Genomic DNA, 20,529 nt, shown 5'->3' with positions numbered 1-20,529 from the left:
AAGCGTTGTCCGCTGAGGACTACTTCTTGCCCGGCTTCTTCTTGCCGGCGATGGCGCGACGCGGGCCCTTGCGGGTACGGGCGTTCGTGCTGGTGCGCTGACCGCGGACCGGCAGACCACGACGGTGACGCAGGCCCTGGTAGCAGCCGATCTCGACCTTGCGGCGGATGTCGGCCTGGATCTCGCGACGGAGGTCACCCTCGGTCTTGATGTTGCTGTCGACGAACTCGCGGATCGCGACGAGCTGCTCCTCGGAGAGGTCGCGAACGCGGGTGTTCGGGTCGACGCCGGTCGCTGCCAGCGTCGCCTGCGAGAGAGTCCGGCCGATGCCGAACACGTAGGTGAGGGCGACCTCCACACGCTTTTCGCGCGGGATGTCAACACCGGAAACGCGTGCCATTCAATGGCTCCAGTTGATCCTCGGAGGTCTTCCGCAGAACCGGTTCCCGGCCGCCGTACGAGGTACGAACCGGGTCCCCGGCCTCCGAACCGGGGGTGTCAGGCACCTTTGGTGCCCGGGTCCTGCGTATGAACAAATTCAGCTCGCGTCGCGCGAAACTCTGCGATGTCGATGCAGAGGGATCGGTCGAACGTGCGTCAGCCCTGGCGCTGCTTGTGGCGCGGGTTGTCGCAGATGACCATGACCCGACCGTGACGGCGGATCACCCTGCACTTGTCGCAGATCTTCTTGACGCTCGGCTTGACCTTCATGGGATTGAGGTTCTCCGGGTCAGTGCCACCACCCCGCCGAAACGGGATGCGGGCAAGATCTACTTGTACCGGTAGACGATCCGGCCACGCGTCAGGTCGTACGGAGACAGCTCCACCACGACCCGGTCGTCAGGGAGGATGCGGATGTAGTGCATACGCATCTTGCCGCTGATGTGTGCCAGGACCTGGTGGCCGTTCTGGAGCTCGACCTTGAACATGGCGTTCGGAAGAGACTCGACGACAGTGCCCTCGATCTCGATGGCACCTTGCTTCTTGGCCACGCTTCGCCCTTCGAATCGACTACCTTGATCGACTCCCGCACTTTTCCCTTTCGGGTGCATGCGGACATGCGGGTGCACGAGAGCCGACGAGTCAGTCTACGTCAGCGCACCCGGAAAGACGAATCGAGGAAGAATGCCCGGAAGCGGAGATCATTAAGCGCCCACTTGGGAGCGCACCGCCGGAAGCGCCCTTTCAGGGGCGCTTGGGCTGCGTCGATATGCGGCTCCGCCAGGTGGGCGCGACAAGCCCCCAGGGGCCGCGGCTTCGAACGGTACTCAGCCGAGCGGATCCGGCGCAGCCGTGATCCCGAGCTCGGCGAGCTTGGCCCTGCCCCCGTCGGGAGACGTCAGCACGAGCGGACCCTCCTCGGTCAGCGCAACACTGTGCTCCCAGTGGGAGGACCAGGTGCCGTCCGTGGTGATGACCGTCCAGTCGTCGGAGAGGACCTCGGTCCTGGGAGTGCCCAGGGAGACCATCGGCTCGATCGCGAGGCAGAAACCGGGGACCAGCTTGGGTCCCTTGCCGCGGCGCTTCTCCACGTAGTTCAGCAGGTGCGGGTCCATGTGCATCTCGGTGCCGATGCCGTGGCCGCCGTAGTCCTCGATGATCCCGTACTTGCCGCCGCCCGGCTTCGGCTGGCGGCGGATGTAGGTCTCGATGGCGCGGGAGACGTCGACGAGCCGGTTGCCCTGCTTCATCGCCGCGATGCCGGCCCACATCGACTCCTCCGTGACCCGGGAGAGCTCGATCAGCTCCGGGGAGTGACCGGAGCCCACGAAGGCCGTGTACGCCGCGTCGCCGTGCCAGCCGTCGATGATCGCGCCGCAGTCGATGGAGATGACGTCGCCGTCCTTCAGGACGACGTCGTCGGAGGGGATGCCATGGACGACGACCTCGTTGACGGAGGTGCAGATCGTGGCCGGGAAACCGCCGTAGCCGAGGAAGTTCGGCTTCGCGTCGTACTCCGCGAGCACCTTGCGGGCGACCTGGTCCAGGTCCTTGGTGGTGGCCCCGGGCACCGCGGCCTCACGGGTGGCCGCGTGGATGGCGGCGACGACCAGCCCCGCCTCACGCATCTTGGCGATCTGCTCGGGGGTCTTGATCTGCACCATGGGTGGCCTGCGCTCTCCGTCACTCACGTCAATCGTTACCTGCACAACACTACGGCCGTGACGCCCCTGCGGGTGCCACGGCCGTAACTGGCTGACGGCTACTTGCCGTCGTCCTCGCGCTTGAGGGCTTCCAGCGCCCGCTGCGTGACCTCGCCCACCGGGCCGAGGGACGAGATCGTGACGACCAGGCCCTGTGCCTTGTAGTAGTCGATGATCGGCTCGGTCTGCGTGTGGTAGACCTCGAGCCGCGTGCGCACGGTCTCCTCGGAGTCGTCGTCACGCTGGTAGAGCTCGCCGCCGCAGACGTCGCAGACGCCTTCCTTCTTCGGCGGGCTGTACGTCTCGTGGAACACGTGCGCCGAGTCGTTGCGGCAGACGCGCCGGCCGGCGATCCGCTTGACGACCTCTTCCTCGGGGACTTCGAGGTCGAGTACCGCGTCCAGCTTGATGCCCTCGGTCTTGAGCAGCTCGTCGAGCGCCTCGGCCTGCGAGACGTTGCGTGGGAAACCGTCCAGCAGGAAGCCGCCTTCGGCGTCCGGCTGCTCCATGCGGTCCTTGGCCATCGCGATGGTCACCTCGTCGGGGACGAGGTTGCCGGCGTCCATGTAGGACTTCGCGAGTTTCCCGAGCTCTGTCTGCTGGCTGATGTTGGCGCGGAACAGGTCGCCCGTGGAGATGTGCGGGATGCGCAGCTTGTCGGCAAGGCGAGTGGCCTGCGTGCCCTTCCCTGCACCCGGCGGCCCGACGAGGACGATTCGCATCAGCGGAGGAACCCTTCGTAATTGCGCTGCTGGAGCTGGCTCTCGATTTGCTTCACCGTCTCAAGACCCACACCCACGATGATCAGGATGCTCGTCCCGCCGAAGGGGAAGTTACCGGTTGCCCCGAACCCGACCAACGCCATCGTTGGTACGAGAGCGATCAGCCCCAGATACAGCGAACCCGGCCAGGTGATCCGGTTGAGTACGTAGCTCAGGTACTCAGCGGTCGGTCGGCCAGCCCGGATGCCCGGGATGAAGCCACCATACTTCTTCATGTTGTCGGCGACTTCTTCGGGGTTGAAGGAGATCGCCACGTAGAAGAACGCGAAGAAAACGATCAGCAAGAAGTAGCTGACCAGGTAAATCGGGTGGTCACCCTTGGTCAGGTTCTGCTCGACCCAGGTCTTCCAGCCGGCCTTGCTCCCCGAGAACTGAGCGATCAGTGCCGGGATGTAGAGCAGCGACGAGGCGAAGATGACGGGAATCACACCCGCCTGGTTGACCTTCAGCGGGATGTAGGTCGACGTACCACCGTAGGAACGGCGGCCGATCATGCGCTTCGCGTACTGCACGGGAATGCGCCGCTGGGCCTGCTCGACGAAGACCACCAGGCCGACCATGACCAGTCCGACCAGGATGACGGTGCTGAACTCGATCCAGCCGTCGGCCAGCTTGCCCTGCTTCTTGATGGCCCACAGGGCCGAGGGGAAGGTCGCGGCGATCGAGATGAACATCAGGATCGACATGCCGTTGCCGATGCCGCGGTCGGTGATGAGCTCGCCCAGCCACATCACGACGGCCGTACCGGCGGTCATGCAGATCACCATGGTGATGGTGGTGAAGATCGCCTGGTCGGGGACGATCTGGCTGGCGGCGGAGCAGCTGCCGAACAGGGCGCCACTGCGGGCCGTGGCCACCAGGCCGGTGCCCTGCAGGATGGCGAGCGCGACCGTCAGATAACGGGTGTACTGCGTGATCTTCGCCGTACCCGCCTGGCCTTCCTTCTTCAGGGCCTCCAGGCGCGGGATCACCACCGTCAGCAGCTGAAGGATGATGCTCGCCGTGATGTAGGGCATGATGCCCAGCGCGAAGATCGTGATCTGCAGCAGCGCGCCGCCGCTGAACATGTTGACCAGACCGAAGAGGCCCTGGTTGCCGGAGGCCTCGTCCACGCATGTCTGGACGGCCGTGTAGTTGACGCCGGGGATCGGGACGTGGGTACCGACTCGGTACACCACGATGATGGCGAGTGTGAAGAGCAGCTTCTTGCGCAGGTCGGGCGTCCTGAACGCCCGGGCGAACGCGGTGAGCACGGTGCCTCCTGCGACCCCCGCGCAACTGCGTCAAGGGTGACGGTCTTGAGGTTCGACGGATACAAAGAAGAACAGTGCAGGCTACCTTACCGGCGGCACGGCTCCCCGTGGAACGACCAACCGGGGACACCCCATTGTGAGGTATCCCCGGTCGGGAGTGCTTACGTCATCGAGACGCCTGAAAAACTCAGACGAGCTCGGTGACGGTGCCACCTGCGGCGGTGATCTTCTCCTTGGCGGAGCCGGAGACGGCGTCAACCGTCACCTGCAGCGCCACGGAGATCTCGCCCTGGCCGAGGACCTTGACGAGGCTGTTCTTGCGAACGGCACCCTTGGCCACCAGACCCTCGACGGTGACCTCGCCACCCTCGGGGTACAGGGACGCCAGCTTGTCGAGGTTCACGACCTGGAACTCGACCTTGAAGGGGTTCTTGAAGCCCTTCAGCTTCGGGAGACGCATGTGGAGGGGCATCTGGCCACCCTCGAAGCGCTCCGGAACCTGGTAACGGGCCTTCGTGCCCTTGGTACCACGACCAGCCGTCTTACCCTTCGACGCCTCACCACGACCCACACGGGTCTTGGCGGTCTTGGCGCCCGGGGCGGGACGGAGGTTGTGGATCTTGAGCGGGTTGTTCTCCGCCATGATCAGTCGACCTCCTCGACCGTCACGAGGTGGCGGACGGTGTGCACCATGCCGCGGAACTCGGGGCGGTCCTCCTTGACGACCTGCGTGTTGATGCCCTTGAGACCAAGGGAACGCAGGGTGTCACGGTGGTTCTGCTTGCTGCCGATGTACGACTTCGTCTGCGTGATCTTGAGCTGAGCCATTACGCAGCACCAGCCCCGGCACGCGCCCGCAGCAGAGCCGCGGGAGCGACGTCCTCAAGCGGCAGACCACGGCGAGCCGCGATCTCCTCGGGACGCTGCAGGCCCTTGAGGGCCGCCACGGTCGCGTGCACGATGTTGATCGCGTTCGACGAACCGAGCGACTTCGACAGGATGTCGTGCACGCCGGCGCACTCGAGCACGGCACGCACCGGGCCACCGGCGATAACGCCGGTACCGGGGGACGCGGGCTTGAGCAGCACGACGCCGGCAGCCTTCTCACCCGTGATCGGGTGCGGGATGGTGCCCTGGATACGGGGGACCTTGAAGAAGTGCTTCTTGGCCTCCTCAACACCCTTGGCGATGGCGGCCGGCACCTCCTTGGCCTTGCCGTAACCGACACCCACGGTGCCGTCACCATCGCCCACCACGACCAGCGCGGTGAAGCTGAAGCGACGACCACCCTTCACAACCTTGGCGACGCGGTTGATCGCGACGACGCGCTCAACGTACGCGGTCTTCTCGGCGGCAGCAGCGCCGCCGTCACGGCCCTTCCGGTCCCGCCGCTCGCCGCCACCGGCACCGCTTCCACGGCGCTGGGGTCCAGCCATTGGATTACCTCTCTCTTTCCGCTAGCTACGGAAGCGACTCAGAACTTGAGTCCGGCTTCGCGGGCGGCGTCCGCCAGGGCGGCGATGCGCCCGGCGTACTGGTTGCCACCACGGTCGAATACGACAGCCTCGACGCCGGCGGCCTTGGCGCGCTCAGCGACCAGGGCACCGACCGACTTGGCCTGCGCGGACTTGTCGCCCTCGCCACCGCGGATCGAGGTGTCCAGGGTCGACGCCGACGCAAGGGTGTGACCCTTGATGTCGTCGATGACCTGGGCCACGATGTGGCGGTTCGAGCGGGTAACGACCAGACGCGGACGCTCCGCCGTACCGTTGATGTGCTTACGGATCCGGATGTGGCGGCGCTTGATCGCGGCGCGCTTGTAGGCGTCGCCCTTGAGGATCTTCTGTCCGTATGCCATGGCTTACTTACCCGCCTTTCCGACCTTGCGGCGGATGACTTCGCCCTCGTACTTGACGCCCTTGGCCTTGTACGGGTCAGGCTTGCGCAGCTTGCGGATGTTGGCCGCAACCTCGCCGACCTTCTGCTTGTCGATGCCCTCGACCGAGAAGTGCGTCGGGTTCTCGACCTTGAACGAGATGCCCTCGGGCGCCTCGACGGTGATCGAGTGGCTGTAGCCGAGCGCGAACTCGAGGTTCGAGCCCTTGGCCGCAACGCGGTAACCGACACCGCTGATCTCGAGCTTCTTCACGTAACCCTGGGTCACGCCGGTGATCATGTTCGCCACCAGCGTGCGGGACAGGCCGTGCAGGGCCTTGTTCTGACGCTCGTCGTTGGGGCGGGTGACGTTGAGAACGCCGTCCTCACCCTTGGCGATGTCGATCGGCGCGGCAACAGTGTGGGTCAGCGTGCCCTTGGGGCCCTTGACCGACACCGTACGGCCGTCGATGGTGACGTCCACGCCGGCGGGAACCGTGATGGGGAGCTTGCCAATACGCGACATAGCTGTTTCCTCCGTTCCCTTCCGCTACCAGACGTAGGCGAGGACTTCTCCGCCTACGCCCTTCTTGCCGGCCTGCTTGTCGGTCAGGAGACCGTGCGACGTGGAGATGATCGCCACGCCGAGGCCACCGAGGACCTTGGGCAGGTTGGTGGACTTCGCGTACACCCGGAGACCGGGCTTGGAGATCCGCTTGATGCCCGCGATGGAGCGCTCACGGTTCGGGCCGAACTTCAGCTCGAGGACGAGGTTCTTGCCGACCTCGGCGTCCTCGACCTTCCAGCCCGTGATGAAGCCCTCCTGCTGGAGGATCTCCGCGATGTGAGACTTGATCTTGGAGTGCGGCATCGACACCGAGTCGTGGTACGCCGAGTTCGCGTTCCGCAGACGCGTAAGCATGTCTGCGATCGGATCAGTCATGGTCATGAATTGGCCTTCGGCCTCTCTCGCCGGGGTTTCCAGGTGCCCATCCCTCTCCTCGAACCGAGACGAGGCGGGTGCGGTGCGGTGGACCTACGGCGTAGTAAGTCGTACGGGCGACCGTCAGGCGCCCAACCCTCCAAGCCTAAGCCATGGAGAGGAGGGTGCCTGACACGCCCATTGCTTACCGAGAGCCCTTGGAATCCCTAAAAGGGGGATTACCAGGAGCTCTTGGTCACGCCCGGCAGCTCGCCACGGTGAGCCATCTCACGAAGGCACACGCGGCACAGGCCGAACTTGCGGTACACGGAGTGGGGACGGCCGCAGCGCTGGCAGCGCGTGTAACCACGCACGCCGAACTTGGGCTTGCGAGCAGCCTTTGCGATCAGAGCCTTCTTCGCCATCTCGCTCACGCCTCCTTGAAGGGGAAGCCGAGGTGACGAAGGAGCGCACGGCCCTCAGCGTCGTTGGTCGCCGTGGTCACCACGGTGATGTCCATACCCCGGACGCGGTCGATCTTGTCCTGGTCGATCTCGTGGAACATGACCTGCTCCGTGAGACCGAAGGTGTAGTTGCCACGGCCGTCGAACTGCTTGGGGGACAGACCACGGAAGTCGCGGATGCGCGGCAGCGCGAGCGACAGGGTGCGGTCCAGGAACTCCCACATGCGGTCGCCACGAAGCGTGACGTGGGCACCGATCGGCTGACCCTCACGCAGCTTGAACTGCGCGATGGACTTGCGGGCCTTGGTGACGGCCGGCTTCTGACCGGTGATCGTGGTGAGGTCGCGGATGGCGCCCTCGATCAGCTTGGAGTCGCGGGCGGCGTCGCCCACACCCATGTTGACCACGATCTTGACGAGGCCTGGGATCTGCATGACGTTCTCGTACTTGAACTCGTCACGCAGCTTGCCCGCGATCTCCTCGCGGTACTTCGTCTTGAGACGCGGAGTGGTGGTGGTAGCCATCAGATGTCCTCACCCGTCCGCTTGGCAACGCGAACCTTGTTGCCCTCGTCGTCGAAGCGGTAACCGACACGCGTGACGACCTTGTTGCCGTCCTTCTCAACGACCAGCTGGACGTTGGAGACGTGGATCGGCGCCTCGGTCGTGACGATGCCGCCGGCCTGCGAACCGCTGGCGGTCGGGCCGGCCTTGGTGTGCTTCTTGACCCGGTTGACACCCTCGACCAGGACGCGGTCCTCGCGGGGGAAGGCCGCGATGACCTTGCCCTGCTTGCCCTTGTCCTTACCGGTGATGACCTGAACCAGGTCGCCCTTCTTGATCTTCATGCTTACAGCACCTCCGGAGCCAGCGAGATGATCTTCATGAACTTCTTCTCGCGCAGCTCACGCCCGACCGGGCCGAAGATGCGGGTGCCGCGAGGGTCACCGTCGTTCTTCAGAATGACGGCGGCGTTCTCGTCGAAGCGGATGTACGAGCCGTCCGGACGGCGGCGCTCCTTGACGGTGCGAACGATGACCGCCTTGACGACGTCACCCTTCTTCACGTTGCCACCGGGGATCGCGTCCTTGACGGTGGCGACGATGACGTCACCGATGCCCGCGTAGCGGCGACCGGAGCCACCGAGCACACGGATGCAAAGGATTTCCTTCGCACCAGTGTTGTCGGCGACACGCAGTCGCGACTCCTGCTGGATCACGTCTATCTCCTGTTTGTCTGCCGGTTCCCGGCAGGGGTCCCTTTACGAACCCCTGCCGAGCCTGGCGGAACTGTCCTGCGAGGCAACTGCCCCGCAGGCCTGCTTTTGGGAACTCCCTTGCGGGAATTACCTGCTACTTGGCCTTCTCGAGGATCTCGACGACGCGCCAGCGCTTCGTCGCGGACAGCGGCCGGGTCTCCGCGAGGAGGACACGGTCGCCGACACCCGCGGCGTTCTGCTCGTCGTGCGCCTTGAGCTTGTTCGTACGGCGGATGACCTTGCCGTACAGCGCGTGCTTGACGCGGTCCTCGACAGCGACGACGACGGTCTTGTCCATCTTGTCGCTGACGACGAGACCCTCACGGGTCTTGCGTGCGCCGCGCGCCTCGGTCGTCTCTTCAGTCACGTTGTTCTCGCTCATCAGGCGTTCTCCACCGTTTCGATGCCCAGCTCACGCTCGCGCATCAGGGTGTAGATCCGCGCGATGTCCTTGCGGACCGCCTTGAGACGGCCATGGTTCTCGAGCTGTCCGGTCGCCGCCTGGAAGCGGAGGTTGAACAGTTCTTCCTTGGCTTCGCGAAGCTTCGCAAGAAGCTCCTCGTCACCCAGCTCGCGCAGCTCGGACGCCTTGGTACCGGCCGACATCACGCTTCACCTGCCTCGCGCTTGACGATCCGGCACTTCATCGGCAGCTTGTGGGCCGCACGAGTCAGAGCTTCACGCGCAATCTTTTCGTTGGGGTACGACAGCTCGAACATCACGCGTCCGGGCTTGACGTTGGCGATCCACCACTCCGGCGAACCCTTACCGGAACCCATGCGGGTCTCGGCAGGCTTCTTGGTGAGGGGACGGTCCGGGTAGATGTTGATCCAGACCTTGCCACCACGCTTGATGTGACGCGTCATGGCAATACGAGCGGCCTCGATCTGGCGGTTCGTCACATAGGCCGGGGTGAGCGCCTGGATGCCGTACTCGCCGAACGCAACCTGCGTGCCGCCCTTGGCAGCGCCGGAGCGCTTCGGGTGGTGCTGCTTGCGGTGCTTGACCCTACGGGGGATCAGCATGTCGGTCAGGCCTCCGTTCCGGTGCTCTCAGCCGGAGCGGCAGCCGCCGGAGCCTCGGCCTTGGGGGCCTCGGCAGCGGGAGCCTGCTGCGGCTTACGACCGCGACCGCCGCGCTCGCCACCACGGCCACCACGGGCCGGGCGGTCGGCGCCGCCGCCACCACGGGCCGGGCGGTTGCCGGCGCGGGCAGCAGCGTTCTCGGCGCGGACCTCGGCGATGTTCTTGACGTCGCCCTTGTAGATCCAGACCTTCACGCCGATGCGGCCGAAGGTCGTCTTGGCCTCGAAGAAGCCGTAGTCCACGTTCGCGCGGAGCGTGTGCAGGGGCACACGGCCCTCGCGGTAGAACTCCGAGCGGGACATCTCGGCGCCACCGAGGCGGCCGCCGCACTGGATCTTGATGCCCTTGGCGCCGGCCTTCATCGTGCCCTGCATGCTCTTACGCATGGCGCGACGGAAGGAGACGCGGGAGGAGAGCTGCTCGGCGACGGCCTGAGCAACCAGCTGAGCGTCCGTCTCGGGGCTCTTGACCTCGAGGATGTTCAGCTGGACCTGCTTGCCCGTGAGCTTCTCGAGGTCACCGCGGATGCGGTCGGCCTCGGCGCCACGGCGGCCGATGACGATGCCCGGACGAGCGGTGTGGATGTCCACACGCACGCGGTCACGGGTGCGCTCGATCTCCACCTTCGAGATGCCGGCGCGCTCCATGCCGGACGTCATCATCCGACGGATGGCGACGTCTTCCTTGACGTAGTCCTTGTACAGCTTGTCGGCGTACCACCGGGACTTGAAGTCCGTGGTGACACCGAGCCGGAACCCATGCGGGTTAACCTTCTGGCCCATTACCGGGTTCCTTCCTTGCTGCTGACGACCACGGTGATGTGGCTGGTCCGCTTGCGGATCCGGTAGGCACGGCCCTGGGCGCGCGGACGGAACCGCTTCAGGGTCGGACCCTCGTCGACGTACGCCTCGGAGATGACGAGGCTGTCGGCGTCGGTGTGGTCGTAGTTGTGCGCGGCGTTGGCGATGGCGCTGTCGAGCACCTTGCCGACGGGCACTGAGGCTGCCTGCGGAGCGAATCGCAGAACAGCCTGAGCCTCCGTGGCGTCCATGCCACGGATAAGGTCCACCACGCGGCGGGCCTTCATGGGCGTAACGCGGATGTACCGCGCCTGGGCCCTGGCTTCCATGGTTGTCCCTCTCAGTTACTTACGTGTCTGAATGCGATCCGCGTTTAGCGGCGCTTCGACTTCCGGTCGTCCTTGACGTGACCCCGGAAGGTGCGCGTCGGCGAGAACTCGCCGAGCTTGTGGCCGACCATCGCCTCGGTGACGAACACCGGGATGTGGGTCTTGCCGTTGTGCACCGCGATCGTGTGGCCGAGCATGGCCGGGACGATCATCGAGCGACGGGACCAGGTCTTGATGACGTTCTTGGAACCGGCTTCGTTCTGGGCGTCCACCTTCTTTACGAGGTGGTCGTCGACGAAGGGCCCCTTCTTGAGACTGCGCGGCATCTAAACCCGCTCCTAGCGCTTCTTGTTCGTCTTGCGGCGGCGGACGATGTACTTGTTCGAAGCCTTCTTCGGCGAACGAGTACGACCCTCCTTCTGACCCCAGGGGCTGACCGGGTGGCGACCACCGGAGGTCTTGCCCTCACCACCACCGTGGGGGTGGTCAACCGGGTTCATCGCCACACCGCGAACGGTCGGGCGGACGCCCAGCCAGCGCTTGCGGCCGGCCTTGCCCCAGTTGATGTTGCTCTGCTCGGCGTTGCCGACCTCGCCGACCGTGGCGCGGCAGCGCTGGTCGACCAGGCGGATCTCACCGGACGGCATGCGGAGGTGGGCCATCGAGCCCTCCTTCGCGAGCAGCTGCACGGAGGCACCGGCGGAGCGGGCGAACTTGGCGCCGCCACCGGGACGGAGCTCGATCGCGTGGATCGTGGTACCGACCGGGATGTTGCGGATCGCCAGGTTGTTGCCCGGCTTGATGTCGGCCCCGGGACCGTTCTCGACGCGGTCACCCTGCTGCAGGTTGCGCGGGGCGAGGATGTAGCGCTTCTCGCCGTCCGCGTAGTGCAGCAGCGCGATGCGCGCGGTGCGGTTGGGGTCGTACTCGATGTGCGCGACCTTCGCCGGCACGCCGTCCTTGTCGTGACGACGGAAGTCGATCACTCGGTAGGCGCGCTTGTGTCCGCCACCCTGGTGGCGAACGGTCACACGACCGGCGTTGTTACGGCCGCCCTTGCTGTGCAGGGGGCGGACCAGCGACTTCTCCGGCGTGGACCGCGTGACCTCGACGAAGTCGGCGACGCTGGAGCCACGACGGCCCGGCGTAGTCGGCTTGTACTTGCGGATTCCCATTTCTCAGTCCTCGTCCGATATCGGACGATCCGGACCGCCCTTAGGCGGTCGGACCGCCGAAGATGTCGATACGGTCGCCCTCGGCGAGGGTCACGATCGCGCGCTTGGTGGCCGCACGCTGGCCGAAGCCGGTGCGGGTCCGCTTGCGCTTGCCGATGCGGTTGATCGTGTTGACCCCGGTGACCTTGACCGAGAAGACCGCCTGGACGGCCTGCTTGATCTGGGTCTTGTTGGCACTCGGGGCGACGATGAACGTGTACTTGTTCTCGTCGAGGAGCGCGTAGCTCTTCTCGGAGACGACCGGCTTCAGCAGCACGTCACGGGGGTCCGTGAACGACTTGCTGATCGGCGTCTCGACGGTGTTCTTGCCCTCGGCCTCGTGGCGACGCGCCTTGGCGACGCGCGCGGCCTTGGCGGCCTTCGCAGCCTTGGAGGCAATGCTCGGGTGACGCGTAGCCATCAGGCTTCGCTCCCTTCGGTGTCAGCGGCCTTGGGGCCAGACACGAAGGACTCGAAAGCGGCCTGGGTGAAGACCACGTCGTCCGAGACGAGAACGTCGTACGTGTTCAGCTGGCCCGGCTCCAGGATGTGGACCTGGGGCAGGTTACGGGCGGACAGCCACGCGGCCTCGTCGGCGCGGTCGACGACCAGGAGCAGGTTCTTGCGCTCCGAGATCTTGCCGAACAGCGTCCGGGCGGCCTTCGTCGACGGGTTCTCACCCTCGATGACGCCGGAGACGACGTGGATGCGGTTGTGGCGGGCCCGGTCGGTGAGGGCGTGGCGCAGGGCCGCGGCCTTCATCTTCTTCGGGGTCCGCTGCGAGTAGTCACGCGGCTGCGGACCGTGGACGACGCCACCGCCGGCGAACTGCGGCGCACGGGTCGAGCCCTGACGGGCGCGGCCGGTGCCCTTCTGGCGGTACGGCTTCTTGCCGCCACCACGGACCTCGCCGCGACGCTTGGTCTTGTGCGTGCCCTGGCGGGCAGCGGCGTTCTGCGCGACGACGACCTGGTGGATCAGCGGGATGCTGATCTTCTCCACGCCGAAGATCTCCGCGGGGAGCTCGACGCTACCGGTCTTCTCGCCGGCAGGCGAAAGGATGTCAACAGTGCTCATCGGTACCTCAGGCCCCCTTGGCCGCGGTGCGGACCAGGACGAGGCCGCCGTTCGGACCGGGGACAGCGCCCTTGATGAGCAGCAGACCCTTCTCCGCGTCAACGGCGTGGACGGTCAGGTTCTGGGTGGTGACCCGCTCGTTGCCCATGCGACCCGCCATGCGGAGGCCCTTGAACACGCGGCCCGGGGTGGCGCAGCCACCGATGGAACCGGGCGAGCGGTGCTTGCGCTGGGTGCCGTGTCCGGCGCCGAGGCCCTTGAAGTTGTGACGCTTCATGACACCGGCGAAGCCCTTGCCCTTGCTCTTGCCGGTCACGTCCACCTTGACGCCGGCCTCGAAGACCTCGGCGGAGATCTCCTGGCCCAGCGTGTACTCGGAGGCGTCCGCGGTGCGGATCTCGACGAGGTGGCGGCGGGGCGTGACGTCGGCCTTGGCGAAGTGGCCCTTGAGGGGCTTGTTCACCTTGCGCGGGTCGATCTCGCCGAAGGCGATCTGGACCGACTCGTAGCCGTCACTGTCGTTCGTACGGACCTGGGTCACGACGTTGGGGCCGGCCTTGACGACGGTGACCGGAACAACACGGTTGTTCTCGTCCCACACCTGCGTCATGCCGAGCTTCTCGCCCAGGATGCCCTTGATCTGCTTAGCCATTCTCAGATCACCGGCCTTCAGAGCTTGATCTCGATGTCGACACCGGCCGGGAGGTCGAGTCGCATCAGAGAGTCAACGGTCTTGGGCGTCGGGTCGAGAATGTCGATCAGGCGCTTGTGCGTGCGCATCTCGAAGTGCTCGCGCGAGTCCTTGTACTTGTGCGGCGACTTGATGACGCAGTACACGTTCTTTTCAGTGGGCAGCGGCACCGGGCCCGCGACCGACGCACCAGTACGCGTCACCGTTTCGACGATCTTCTTCGCCGAGGAATCGATGACCTCGTGGTCGTAGGCCTTGAGCCGGATGCGGATCTTCTGTCCCGCCATGGCTACTCAGTAGTCCTGTCTCTTCGTACGCTCCGGAACCCGGTGTTCCGTTTACTTCTCTCCGACCCACGCGGTCGGGTGTGTCGCGCTCTCACCGACACAGATGTCCCTTGTTCGAACATCCCTACTGGGAAAGCACGGCCCTTCCGGAACCGCAAGCCGAGGGCGGAGAAGCCCACCGGGTGCCTGGCCGGTGCCGCACTGACACTTCCCGGAAGATTCCCGTACGTCCGCCCCAGCGCTGCCTTACGGCAGTTAGGGCGACGAGTACTGTGGGACTCGCTTCCGGTCCTCCCGGCGGGAGGCGCACAGCATCAACACTCGACCGAGCAACTCCGACAGTCTGCCATATGGGGCAGGGGCCTGGCCAATCGAGCCGGAGACAATACCCCCAGGGTGACGTACGTCAAACACAGCCACCCGGAGAACGGTCGCCACACCTCCCCGCAGCTGATGCCGTAACGGGCTCCCGGCCCGCTGGGGCTTCCCCCACCACGATCACACCTGCTCGCCGGATGGTCCGGGGGGAGCCGCGTCGACCACGGTGGTGGAACAGCCCCGCATCCACCGGAGGAACCGATCGTGCGCATCGTCACGGCCACCGCCGTAGTCCTGACCCTGACGGCGGGAGCCGCACCGGCCGCCGTCGCCGAGACCGGCGAACCCGGCACCGACGGCCTGTGGCGGATGGACGGCTACGGCACCGTCCTCGCCCTCGGCCACGGGGTCTACCAGGAGTACCAGACCACCGCGGTGAGCTGCGTGAAGGGCGACTCGGCGCGGCAGACGGGTCCGGGGACGTACACGGCGGACGGCGTCGTGCTGACCCGCCTGCCGGGCCTCATCATCGACCTGCGCGTCAACGGCGGTGGCTCCGACGCCCTCGGCGTCCACATCGCCGGGCGCCTCACCGACACGCCCTACGTCGCGTACGCCAAGCGCGCCCGCAACGACCCCGTCGACCCGAACCGGCACACCCGGCCCGAACCGGTACCCGTCACCCCCGCCCATGCGCCCCGCTGCACCGGCCCGATCGCCGTCCTGACCGGCGGTTCGACGGTGAGCGCGGGTGAGACGTTCACGCAGGCCCTGATGGACCGGCCGGGCGGGACGGTGCGCATCGGCCGGCCCACCCAGGGTGTCTTCTCGGACGTCATGGCGCGAAAGCTCCCGGACGGGATGACCGCCTGGCTGCCCAACGAGGAGTTCCTGACCCGCACCGGCCGCACCTTCGACGGCACGGGCATCCCACCCCATCTCACCGAACCGGTCTTCACCAAGGAGGAGTTCGCCAAGAACCGCGACTCGGCGTTCGACCGGGCGGTGAGCGAACTGCAGCGTCCCAAAAGGGCGCGCGGAACTGCGACGCGACCGGCCACGACGATGCCGTAGAACGACCGACGACACCCCGCGGCACTCCTGGCGGAGCGCTACGCGCCGGCGTTCCGCAGCCGCGCGAACGACGTGTCCAGCCCCCGCTTCAGCTGTCGTGCCGCGGGCCGCTCCACGAGGCGGTGCACCAGGCGGCTCAGGACCAGGAAGCCGGCGATCACGAGGACGACCAGGAGCCGGGCGTCCATGGTGTCGCGGAGCCGGTTGATCAGCGCCGTTCCGGCCACGTAGTGGATCAGGTACAGCGGATACGTCAGACTGCCGGCGGTGACCAGCCACTTCCAGCGGATGCGGTCGGTCGCGCCGAGGGCGATCGCGACCAGGGCGAGCAGGAACACGGTGAAGAGCGCCGCACTCCCCCGCCACCCGGAGACGTGCTCGAAGTCGTCGATCCTGATCCCCAGCTGCCGCTGCCCCATCAGCCACGCCATCGCGAGGATGCCCCACAGCAGCAGGTCCTGCCCGAAGCGGTGCATCAGGTAGAGGGCGAGGCCCGCGATGAAGAACCAGGCTCCGTCCGGGTTGGCCGCCAGCGTCAGGAGGTGGAACTTCGCCACGGGGGCCAACATCGCGGCCGCACCCCACACGCAGCAGAAGATCACGACCTTGCGGTACGTCAGCCCGGTGGCCACCACGATCATGAAGAGCAGGTAGAAGCGCAGCTCCGACCAGAGCGTCCAGTAGACGCCGTCGACGCTCGCCACGCCCGAACCCGACTGCAGCATGGTGAGGTTGAGGAGTACGTCGCGCAGCTTCAGCCGGCCCCAGACACCCGGCACCGCGAGCACGACGGCCGTGGTGAAGGCGATGGCGAACCAGTACGCCGGGTAGAGCCGGATCACCCGGGAGACGAAGAACTGCCGCGGGGTGCGCCCCCAGCAGGACATGCAGATGACGAAGCCGCTGATCACGAAGAAGACCTCGACGCCGATCCAGCCGTAGGTGGCGAAGTGGAACACCGTCGGCATGATCTCGGAGGCCGGCCGGCCCCAGACGGCGTTGTGCGGCTGGTCGACGCGCCGGCTGCCGACGTAGTGGTGCACGGCGACCATCAGCGCGGCGACGAGGCGGAGGCCGTCGACGGCGTACAGCCGCGGGCGTTCACGGTGCGGGAGCGGAGCCGGCGGACGGCGGACCTCCACGGTCCGCGGTTCCTGCGTCGGCCGGTCGAGCAACGTGGACACCAAGAACCATCCCCTGTCTGCCTGCTCCGGCCCTTCACGCTAGGGCGTCGCGACCGCTCCACACATGACAGAGGGGGACATTCAGGGCAGCGCCGGGGCGAATGCCCCAAGTCTCTACGGCGAGTCCCGCGACCCGTCCCGCAAGGTTTGCCGAGACTTCACCGCAAACGTCCGCCCCGTTCCGCGCGGGACAAGCGAAAGGGCCCGCACGACCGAAGTCGTACGGGCCCCTTCTGGAACTCGCGCTGGAGCTACCAGGTCAGATCGACAAGACTACTTGTTGATCTTGGTGACCTGGCCGGCGCCGACCGTCCGGCCACCCTCACGGATGGCGAACTTCAGGCCCTCTTCCATGGCGACGGGCTGGATGAGCTCAACGGTCATCTCAGTGTTGTCGCCCGGCATGACCATCTCGGTGCCCTCGGGGAGGGTCACGACGCCGGTCACGTCCGTGGTACGGAAGTAGAACTGCGGACGGTAGTTGTTGAAGAACGGCGTGTGACGGCCGCCCTCGTCCTTGGACAGGATGTACGCCTGCGCCTCGAACGAGGTGTGCGGGGTGACCGAGCCGGGCTTGATGATGACCTGGCCGCGCTCGACGTCCTCGCGCTTGATGCCGCGGAGCAGCAGACCGACGTTCTCACCGGCCTGGCCCTCGTCGAGCAGCTTGCGGAACATCTCGATGCCGGTGACCGTGGTGGTGGTCTTCTCGGTCTTGATGCCGACGATGTCGACGGTCTCGTTGACCTTGAGGACACCACGCTCGATACGACCGGTGACGACCGTGCCACGACCGGTGATCGTGAAGACGTCCTCGATCGGCATCAGGAACGGCTTGTCGACGTCACGCTCGGGCTGCGGGATGTTCTCGTCGACGGCCTTCATCAGCTCGAGGACGGTCTTGCCCCACTCGGCGTCACCCTCGAGCGCCTTGAGCGCCGAGACCTTGACGACCGGCAGGTCGTCGCCCGGGAACTCGTACTCGGAGAGCAGCTCACGGACCTCGAGCTCGACGAGCTCCAGGATCTCCTCGTCGTCCACCATGTCGGCCTTGTTCAGGGCGACGACGATGTACGGAACGCCGACCTGGCGGGCCAGGAGCACGTGCTCCTTGGTCTGCGGCATCGGGCCGTCGGTGGCGGCGACAACGAGGATGGCGCCGTCCATCTGCGCCGCACCCGTGATCATGTTCTTGATGTAGTCCGCGTGACCGGGGCAGTCGACGTGGGCGTAGTGACGCGTCTCCGTCTGGTACTCGACGTGCGCGATGGAGATGGTGATACCGCGCTGGCGCTCTTCGGGAGCCTTGTCGATCTGGTCGAAGGCCGAGGCCTCGTTCAGGTCCGGGTACGCGTCGTGCAGCACCTTGGTAATGGCGGCCGTGAGGGTCGTCTTACCGTGGTCGATGTGACCGATGGTGCCGATGTTGACGTGCGGCTTAGTCCGCTCGAACTTCGCCTTCGCCACTGGGGTCCTCCTGTGGAGTGGTTCTGGTACGCCTTACTCATCGGCGCCAGGTGATCTTTGCTGGATGGCCCGGATCCCCGGGGCATTCCTCCGCTGTTGCGGCGGAATGCCCCGCGAGGCTCCGGAGTCAAGCCTAAGGCGTGTGAACGCGGTGCGTTGAACGCGGTGCGTTACTCGCCCTTGGCCTTCGCGATGATCTCCTCGGCGACGTTCCGGGGAACCTCGGCGTAGGAGTCGAACTGCATGGAGTAGCTGGCCCGGCCGGACGTCTTGCTGCGCAGGTCGCCGACGTAACCGAACATCTCCGAGAGGGGCACGAGGCCCTTCACGACGCGGGCACCCGCCCGCTCCTCCATGGCCTGGATCTGGCCACGGCGGGAGTTGATGTCGCCGATGACCTCACCCATGTAGTCCTCGGGCGTGGTGACCTCGACGGCCATCATCGGCTCGAGCAGCACGGGGCTGGCCTTGCGCGCGGCCTCCTTGAAGGCCTGCGAACCGGCGATCTTGAAGGCCAGCTCGGAGGAGTCGACCTCGTGGTAGCCACCGTCGATCAGCGTCACGCGGACGCCGGTCATCTCGTAGCCCGCGAGGATGCCGAACTGCATGGCCTCCTGCGCACCGGCGTCCACCGACGGGATGTACTCCCGCGGGATGCGGCCACCGGTGACCTTGTTGACGAACTCGTACGCCGGACCGTCGGCCTCGGTGATGGGCTCGATCGCGATCTGCACCTTGGCGAACTGACCGGTACCACCGGTCTGCTTCTTGTGGGTGTAGTCCACGCGCTCGACGGCCTTACGGATCGTCTCACGGTACGCGACCTGCGGCTTACCGACGTTGGCCTCGACGCGGAACTCGCGCTTCATACGGTCGACCAGCACCTCAAGGTGCAGCTCGCCCATACCGCCGAGGATGGTCTGGCCCGTCTCCTCGTCCGAGTGGACGTGGAAGGAGGGGTCCTCCTCCGCGAGACGCTGGATGGCGACACCCAGCTTCTCCTGGTCACCCTTGGACTTGGGCTCGATCGCGACCTGGATGACCGGCGCCGGGAAGTCCATGGACTCCAGGATGACCGGCTGCTTGTCGTCGCACAGCGTCTCACCGGTGGTGGTCTGCTTCAGGCCCATCACGGCGACGATGTCGCCGGCGCCCACCGCCTCGATCTCCTCACGCTTGTTCGCGTGCATACGGTAGATCTTGCCGATGCGCTCCTTCTTGCCCTTGACGGAGTTCAGCACCGCGGTGCCAGTCTCCAGGCGGCCCGAGTAGACCCGGACGAAGGTGAGCTTACCCAGGTGCGGGTCGCTCATGATCTTGAACGCGAGCGCGGACAGCGGCTCGTCCACGGACGGCTTGCGCTTGACGACGACCTCGGGGTCCTTGACGTCGTGGCCCTCGATGGCCTCGACGTCGAGCGGGGTCGGCAGGTAGCGCACGACCGCGTCGAGCAGGGGCTGGACGCCCTTGTTCTTGAACGCGGTGCCGCAGAACACCGGGGTGACGGTGACGCCGTCGGACTTGCCGGACGCGATGGTGATGCGACGGATCGCGGCGTACAGCTGCTCCTCGGTGGGCTCCTGGCCCTCCAGGAACAGCTCCATGATCTCGTCGTCGTTCTCCGCGACGGCCTCGACCAGCTTGCCGCGGTACTCCTCGGCGGCCTCGGCGTGCGTGGCCGGGATGTCGACGACGTCGTACATCTCGCCCTTGGCGGCCTCGGCGGACCACACGAGCGCCTTCATGCGGACCAGGTCCACAACGCCCTTGAAGTCCATCTCGGCGCCGATCGGCAGTTGCATGATGAGCGGCACGGCACCCAGGCGGTCCGAGATCATGTCCACGCAGCGGTGGAACTCGGCGCCGGTACGGTCCAGCTTGTTCACGAAGCAGATGCGCGGCACGCCGTAACGGTCGGCCTGACGCCACACCGTCTCGGACTGCGGCTCCACACCGGCGACACCGTCGAACACCGTGACGGCACCGTCGAGCACGCGGAGCGAACGCTCCACCTCGACCGTGAAGTCGACGTGCCCAGGGGTGTCGATGATGTTGATCGTGTAGTCGTCGTCCTCGAGCGGCCAGTGACAGGTGGTGGCAGCAGAGGTGATCGTGATGCCACGCTCCTGCTCCTGCTCCATCCAGTCCATGGTGGCAGCGCCGTCGTGGACTTCACCGATCTTGTAGCTGACGCCGGTGTAGAAGAGGATCCGCTCGGTGGTGGTCGTCTTGCCCGCGTCGATGTGGGCCATGATCCCGATGTTGCGGACCCTGGCCAGGTCAAGTGAAGTGGTAGCCATAAGGCT

The 20,529-nt window shown here is 66.1% G+C and carries 31 protein-coding genes; 1 reads left to right on the top strand and 30 read right to left on the bottom strand.

The window, feature by feature from the left end:
* Positions 1–19: 19 nt before the first annotated feature.
* From rpsM to rpsJ, 27 genes are all read right to left on the bottom strand, one after another.
* Positions 20–400 carry a 30S ribosomal protein S13 gene (gene rpsM / locus OG870_RS28270; RefSeq protein WP_266519695.1) on the bottom strand — a complete coding sequence of 127 codons (381 nt, stop codon included), beginning with the start codon at positions 398–400 and terminating at the stop codon, positions 20–22.
* A gap of 197 nt (positions 401–597) precedes the next feature.
* The gene (gene rpmJ / locus OG870_RS28265) at positions 598–711 is read right to left on the bottom strand and encodes a 50S ribosomal protein L36 (protein WP_003974245.1); all 114 of its coding nucleotides are present in this window, start codon (positions 709–711) and stop codon (positions 598–600) included.
* 59 nt (positions 712–770) lie between these two features.
* Positions 771–992, bottom strand: coding sequence for a translation initiation factor IF-1 (infA, locus tag OG870_RS28260; protein ID WP_003948620.1), 222 nt, complete (start codon positions 990–992; stop codon positions 771–773).
* Positions 993–1,268: 276 nt separating this feature from the next.
* On the bottom strand, positions 1,269–2,105 hold the full coding sequence (gene map / locus OG870_RS28255; protein ID WP_266519693.1) for a type I methionyl aminopeptidase: 837 nt from the start codon (positions 2,103–2,105) through the stop codon (positions 1,269–1,271).
* A 98-nt stretch (positions 2,106–2,203) separates the two neighbouring features.
* Positions 2,204–2,866: an adenylate kinase gene (locus tag OG870_RS28250; RefSeq protein ID WP_266519691.1), complete on the bottom strand. Its 663-nt coding sequence runs from the start codon at positions 2,864–2,866 to the stop codon at positions 2,204–2,206.
* Positions 2,866–4,179, bottom strand: a complete 1,314-nt coding sequence (secY, locus tag OG870_RS28245) for a preprotein translocase subunit SecY (protein WP_266519689.1) — start codon at positions 4,177–4,179, stop codon at positions 2,866–2,868. Before secY ends, OG870_RS28250 begins: the two co-directional genes overlap by 1 nt.
* A gap of 187 nt (positions 4,180–4,366) precedes the next feature.
* Complete coding sequence (gene rplO, locus OG870_RS28240) at positions 4,367–4,822, bottom strand: 50S ribosomal protein L15 (RefSeq protein WP_266519687.1); 456 nt, start codon at positions 4,820–4,822, stop codon at positions 4,367–4,369.
* A 2-nt stretch (positions 4,823–4,824) separates the two neighbouring features.
* Positions 4,825–5,007, bottom strand: coding sequence for a 50S ribosomal protein L30 (gene rpmD, locus OG870_RS28235; RefSeq protein ID WP_005481207.1), 183 nt, complete (start codon positions 5,005–5,007; stop codon positions 4,825–4,827).
* A complete protein-coding gene (gene rpsE, locus OG870_RS28230; protein WP_005481208.1) occupies positions 5,007–5,615 on the bottom strand; it encodes a 30S ribosomal protein S5 in 609 nt (202 codons plus the stop codon). The genes rpmD and rpsE overlap by 1 nt, the downstream gene beginning before the upstream one ends.
* Positions 5,616–5,653: 38 nt before the next feature.
* Positions 5,654–6,037 carry a 50S ribosomal protein L18 gene (gene rplR, locus OG870_RS28225; RefSeq protein WP_266519684.1) on the bottom strand — a complete coding sequence of 128 codons (384 nt, stop codon included), beginning with the start codon at positions 6,035–6,037 and terminating at the stop codon, positions 5,654–5,656.
* A 3-nt stretch (positions 6,038–6,040) separates the two neighbouring features.
* Positions 6,041–6,580, bottom strand: coding sequence for a 50S ribosomal protein L6 (gene rplF, locus OG870_RS28220; RefSeq protein WP_190073611.1), 540 nt, complete (start codon positions 6,578–6,580; stop codon positions 6,041–6,043).
* Positions 6,581–6,604: 24 nt separating this feature from the next.
* Positions 6,605–7,003 (bottom strand): 30S ribosomal protein S8, encoded by a 399-nt coding sequence (gene rpsH / locus OG870_RS28215; RefSeq protein ID WP_014674378.1) that lies wholly within the window; start codon positions 7,001–7,003, stop codon positions 6,605–6,607.
* A 212-nt stretch (positions 7,004–7,215) separates the two neighbouring features.
* A complete protein-coding gene (locus OG870_RS28210) occupies positions 7,216–7,401 on the bottom strand; it encodes a type Z 30S ribosomal protein S14 (protein ID WP_003948630.1) in 186 nt (61 codons plus the stop codon).
* Positions 7,402–7,406: 5 nt separating this feature from the next.
* On the bottom strand, positions 7,407–7,964 hold the full coding sequence (gene rplE, locus OG870_RS28205) for a 50S ribosomal protein L5 (protein ID WP_007494758.1): 558 nt from the start codon (positions 7,962–7,964) through the stop codon (positions 7,407–7,409).
* The gene (gene rplX, locus OG870_RS28200; RefSeq protein ID WP_266519679.1) at positions 7,964–8,287 is read right to left on the bottom strand and encodes a 50S ribosomal protein L24; all 324 of its coding nucleotides are present in this window, start codon (positions 8,285–8,287) and stop codon (positions 7,964–7,966) included. Before rplX ends, rplE begins: the two co-directional genes overlap by 1 nt.
* Before the next feature lie 2 nt (positions 8,288–8,289).
* The gene (gene rplN / locus OG870_RS28195) at positions 8,290–8,658 is read right to left on the bottom strand and encodes a 50S ribosomal protein L14 (RefSeq protein WP_003998823.1); all 369 of its coding nucleotides are present in this window, start codon (positions 8,656–8,658) and stop codon (positions 8,290–8,292) included.
* Between the two features lie 133 nt (positions 8,659–8,791).
* Positions 8,792–9,079, bottom strand: coding sequence for a 30S ribosomal protein S17 (rpsQ, locus tag OG870_RS28190; RefSeq protein ID WP_266519676.1), 288 nt, complete (start codon positions 9,077–9,079; stop codon positions 8,792–8,794).
* Positions 9,079–9,303, bottom strand: coding sequence for a 50S ribosomal protein L29 (gene rpmC / locus OG870_RS28185; RefSeq protein ID WP_030831683.1), 225 nt, complete (start codon positions 9,301–9,303; stop codon positions 9,079–9,081). Before rpmC ends, rpsQ begins: the two co-directional genes overlap by 1 nt.
* The gene (gene rplP / locus OG870_RS28180; protein ID WP_009327094.1) at positions 9,303–9,722 is read right to left on the bottom strand and encodes a 50S ribosomal protein L16; all 420 of its coding nucleotides are present in this window, start codon (positions 9,720–9,722) and stop codon (positions 9,303–9,305) included. The genes rpmC and rplP overlap by 1 nt, the downstream gene beginning before the upstream one ends.
* A gap of 5 nt (positions 9,723–9,727) precedes the next feature.
* On the bottom strand, positions 9,728–10,564 hold the full coding sequence (rpsC, locus tag OG870_RS28175; RefSeq protein WP_266519670.1) for a 30S ribosomal protein S3: 837 nt from the start codon (positions 10,562–10,564) through the stop codon (positions 9,728–9,730).
* Positions 10,564–10,911, bottom strand: a complete 348-nt coding sequence (gene rplV / locus OG870_RS28170) for a 50S ribosomal protein L22 (RefSeq protein ID WP_030619142.1) — start codon at positions 10,909–10,911, stop codon at positions 10,564–10,566. Before rplV ends, rpsC begins: the two co-directional genes overlap by 1 nt.
* 44 nt (positions 10,912–10,955) lie before the next feature.
* The gene (gene rpsS, locus OG870_RS28165) at positions 10,956–11,237 is read right to left on the bottom strand and encodes a 30S ribosomal protein S19 (RefSeq protein ID WP_266519667.1); all 282 of its coding nucleotides are present in this window, start codon (positions 11,235–11,237) and stop codon (positions 10,956–10,958) included.
* A 12-nt stretch (positions 11,238–11,249) separates the two neighbouring features.
* Positions 11,250–12,086, bottom strand: a complete 837-nt coding sequence (rplB, locus tag OG870_RS28160; RefSeq protein WP_019980874.1) for a 50S ribosomal protein L2 — start codon at positions 12,084–12,086, stop codon at positions 11,250–11,252.
* A 40-nt stretch (positions 12,087–12,126) separates the two neighbouring features.
* Positions 12,127–12,546 carry a 50S ribosomal protein L23 gene (gene rplW, locus OG870_RS28155; protein ID WP_266519662.1) on the bottom strand — a complete coding sequence of 140 codons (420 nt, stop codon included), beginning with the start codon at positions 12,544–12,546 and terminating at the stop codon, positions 12,127–12,129.
* Positions 12,546–13,202 carry a 50S ribosomal protein L4 gene (rplD, locus tag OG870_RS28150; RefSeq protein WP_266519660.1) on the bottom strand — a complete coding sequence of 219 codons (657 nt, stop codon included), beginning with the start codon at positions 13,200–13,202 and terminating at the stop codon, positions 12,546–12,548. The genes rplW and rplD overlap by 1 nt, the downstream gene beginning before the upstream one ends.
* A gap of 7 nt (positions 13,203–13,209) precedes the next feature.
* On the bottom strand, positions 13,210–13,854 hold the full coding sequence (rplC, locus tag OG870_RS28145) for a 50S ribosomal protein L3 (RefSeq protein WP_030619125.1): 645 nt from the start codon (positions 13,852–13,854) through the stop codon (positions 13,210–13,212).
* Between the two features lie 17 nt (positions 13,855–13,871).
* Positions 13,872–14,180, bottom strand: a complete 309-nt coding sequence (gene rpsJ, locus OG870_RS28140) for a 30S ribosomal protein S10 (protein WP_003948644.1) — start codon at positions 14,178–14,180, stop codon at positions 13,872–13,874.
* Between the two features lie 582 nt (positions 14,181–14,762).
* Between rpsJ and OG870_RS28135 the strand changes: the two genes are divergently transcribed.
* A complete protein-coding gene (locus OG870_RS28135) occupies positions 14,763–15,572 on the top strand; it encodes a S41 family peptidase (RefSeq protein ID WP_266589395.1) in 810 nt (269 codons plus the stop codon).
* Between the two features lie 38 nt (positions 15,573–15,610).
* Here OG870_RS28135 and OG870_RS28130 read toward each other — a convergent pair whose 3' ends face one another.
* The 3 genes from OG870_RS28130 to fusA form a co-directional block, all read right to left on the bottom strand.
* Positions 15,611–16,756 (bottom strand): acyltransferase family protein, encoded by a 1,146-nt coding sequence (locus tag OG870_RS28130; RefSeq protein WP_405626856.1) that lies wholly within the window; start codon positions 16,754–16,756, stop codon positions 15,611–15,613.
* 273 nt (positions 16,757–17,029) lie between these two features.
* Positions 17,030–18,223 carry an elongation factor Tu gene (gene tuf / locus OG870_RS28125; RefSeq protein WP_266519651.1) on the bottom strand — a complete coding sequence of 398 codons (1,194 nt, stop codon included), beginning with the start codon at positions 18,221–18,223 and terminating at the stop codon, positions 17,030–17,032.
* 170 nt (positions 18,224–18,393) lie between these two features.
* Complete coding sequence (gene fusA, locus OG870_RS28120) at positions 18,394–20,523, bottom strand: elongation factor G (RefSeq protein ID WP_266519649.1); 2,130 nt, start codon at positions 20,521–20,523, stop codon at positions 18,394–18,396.
* Positions 20,524–20,529 lie beyond the last annotated feature (6 nt).

It is taken from the genome of Streptomyces sp. NBC_00461 (assembly GCF_036013935.1).
Classification (GTDB): Bacteria; Actinomycetota; Actinomycetes; order Streptomycetales; family Streptomycetaceae; genus Streptomyces.
This window is presented reverse-complemented; position numbering and strand designations above follow the sequence as displayed.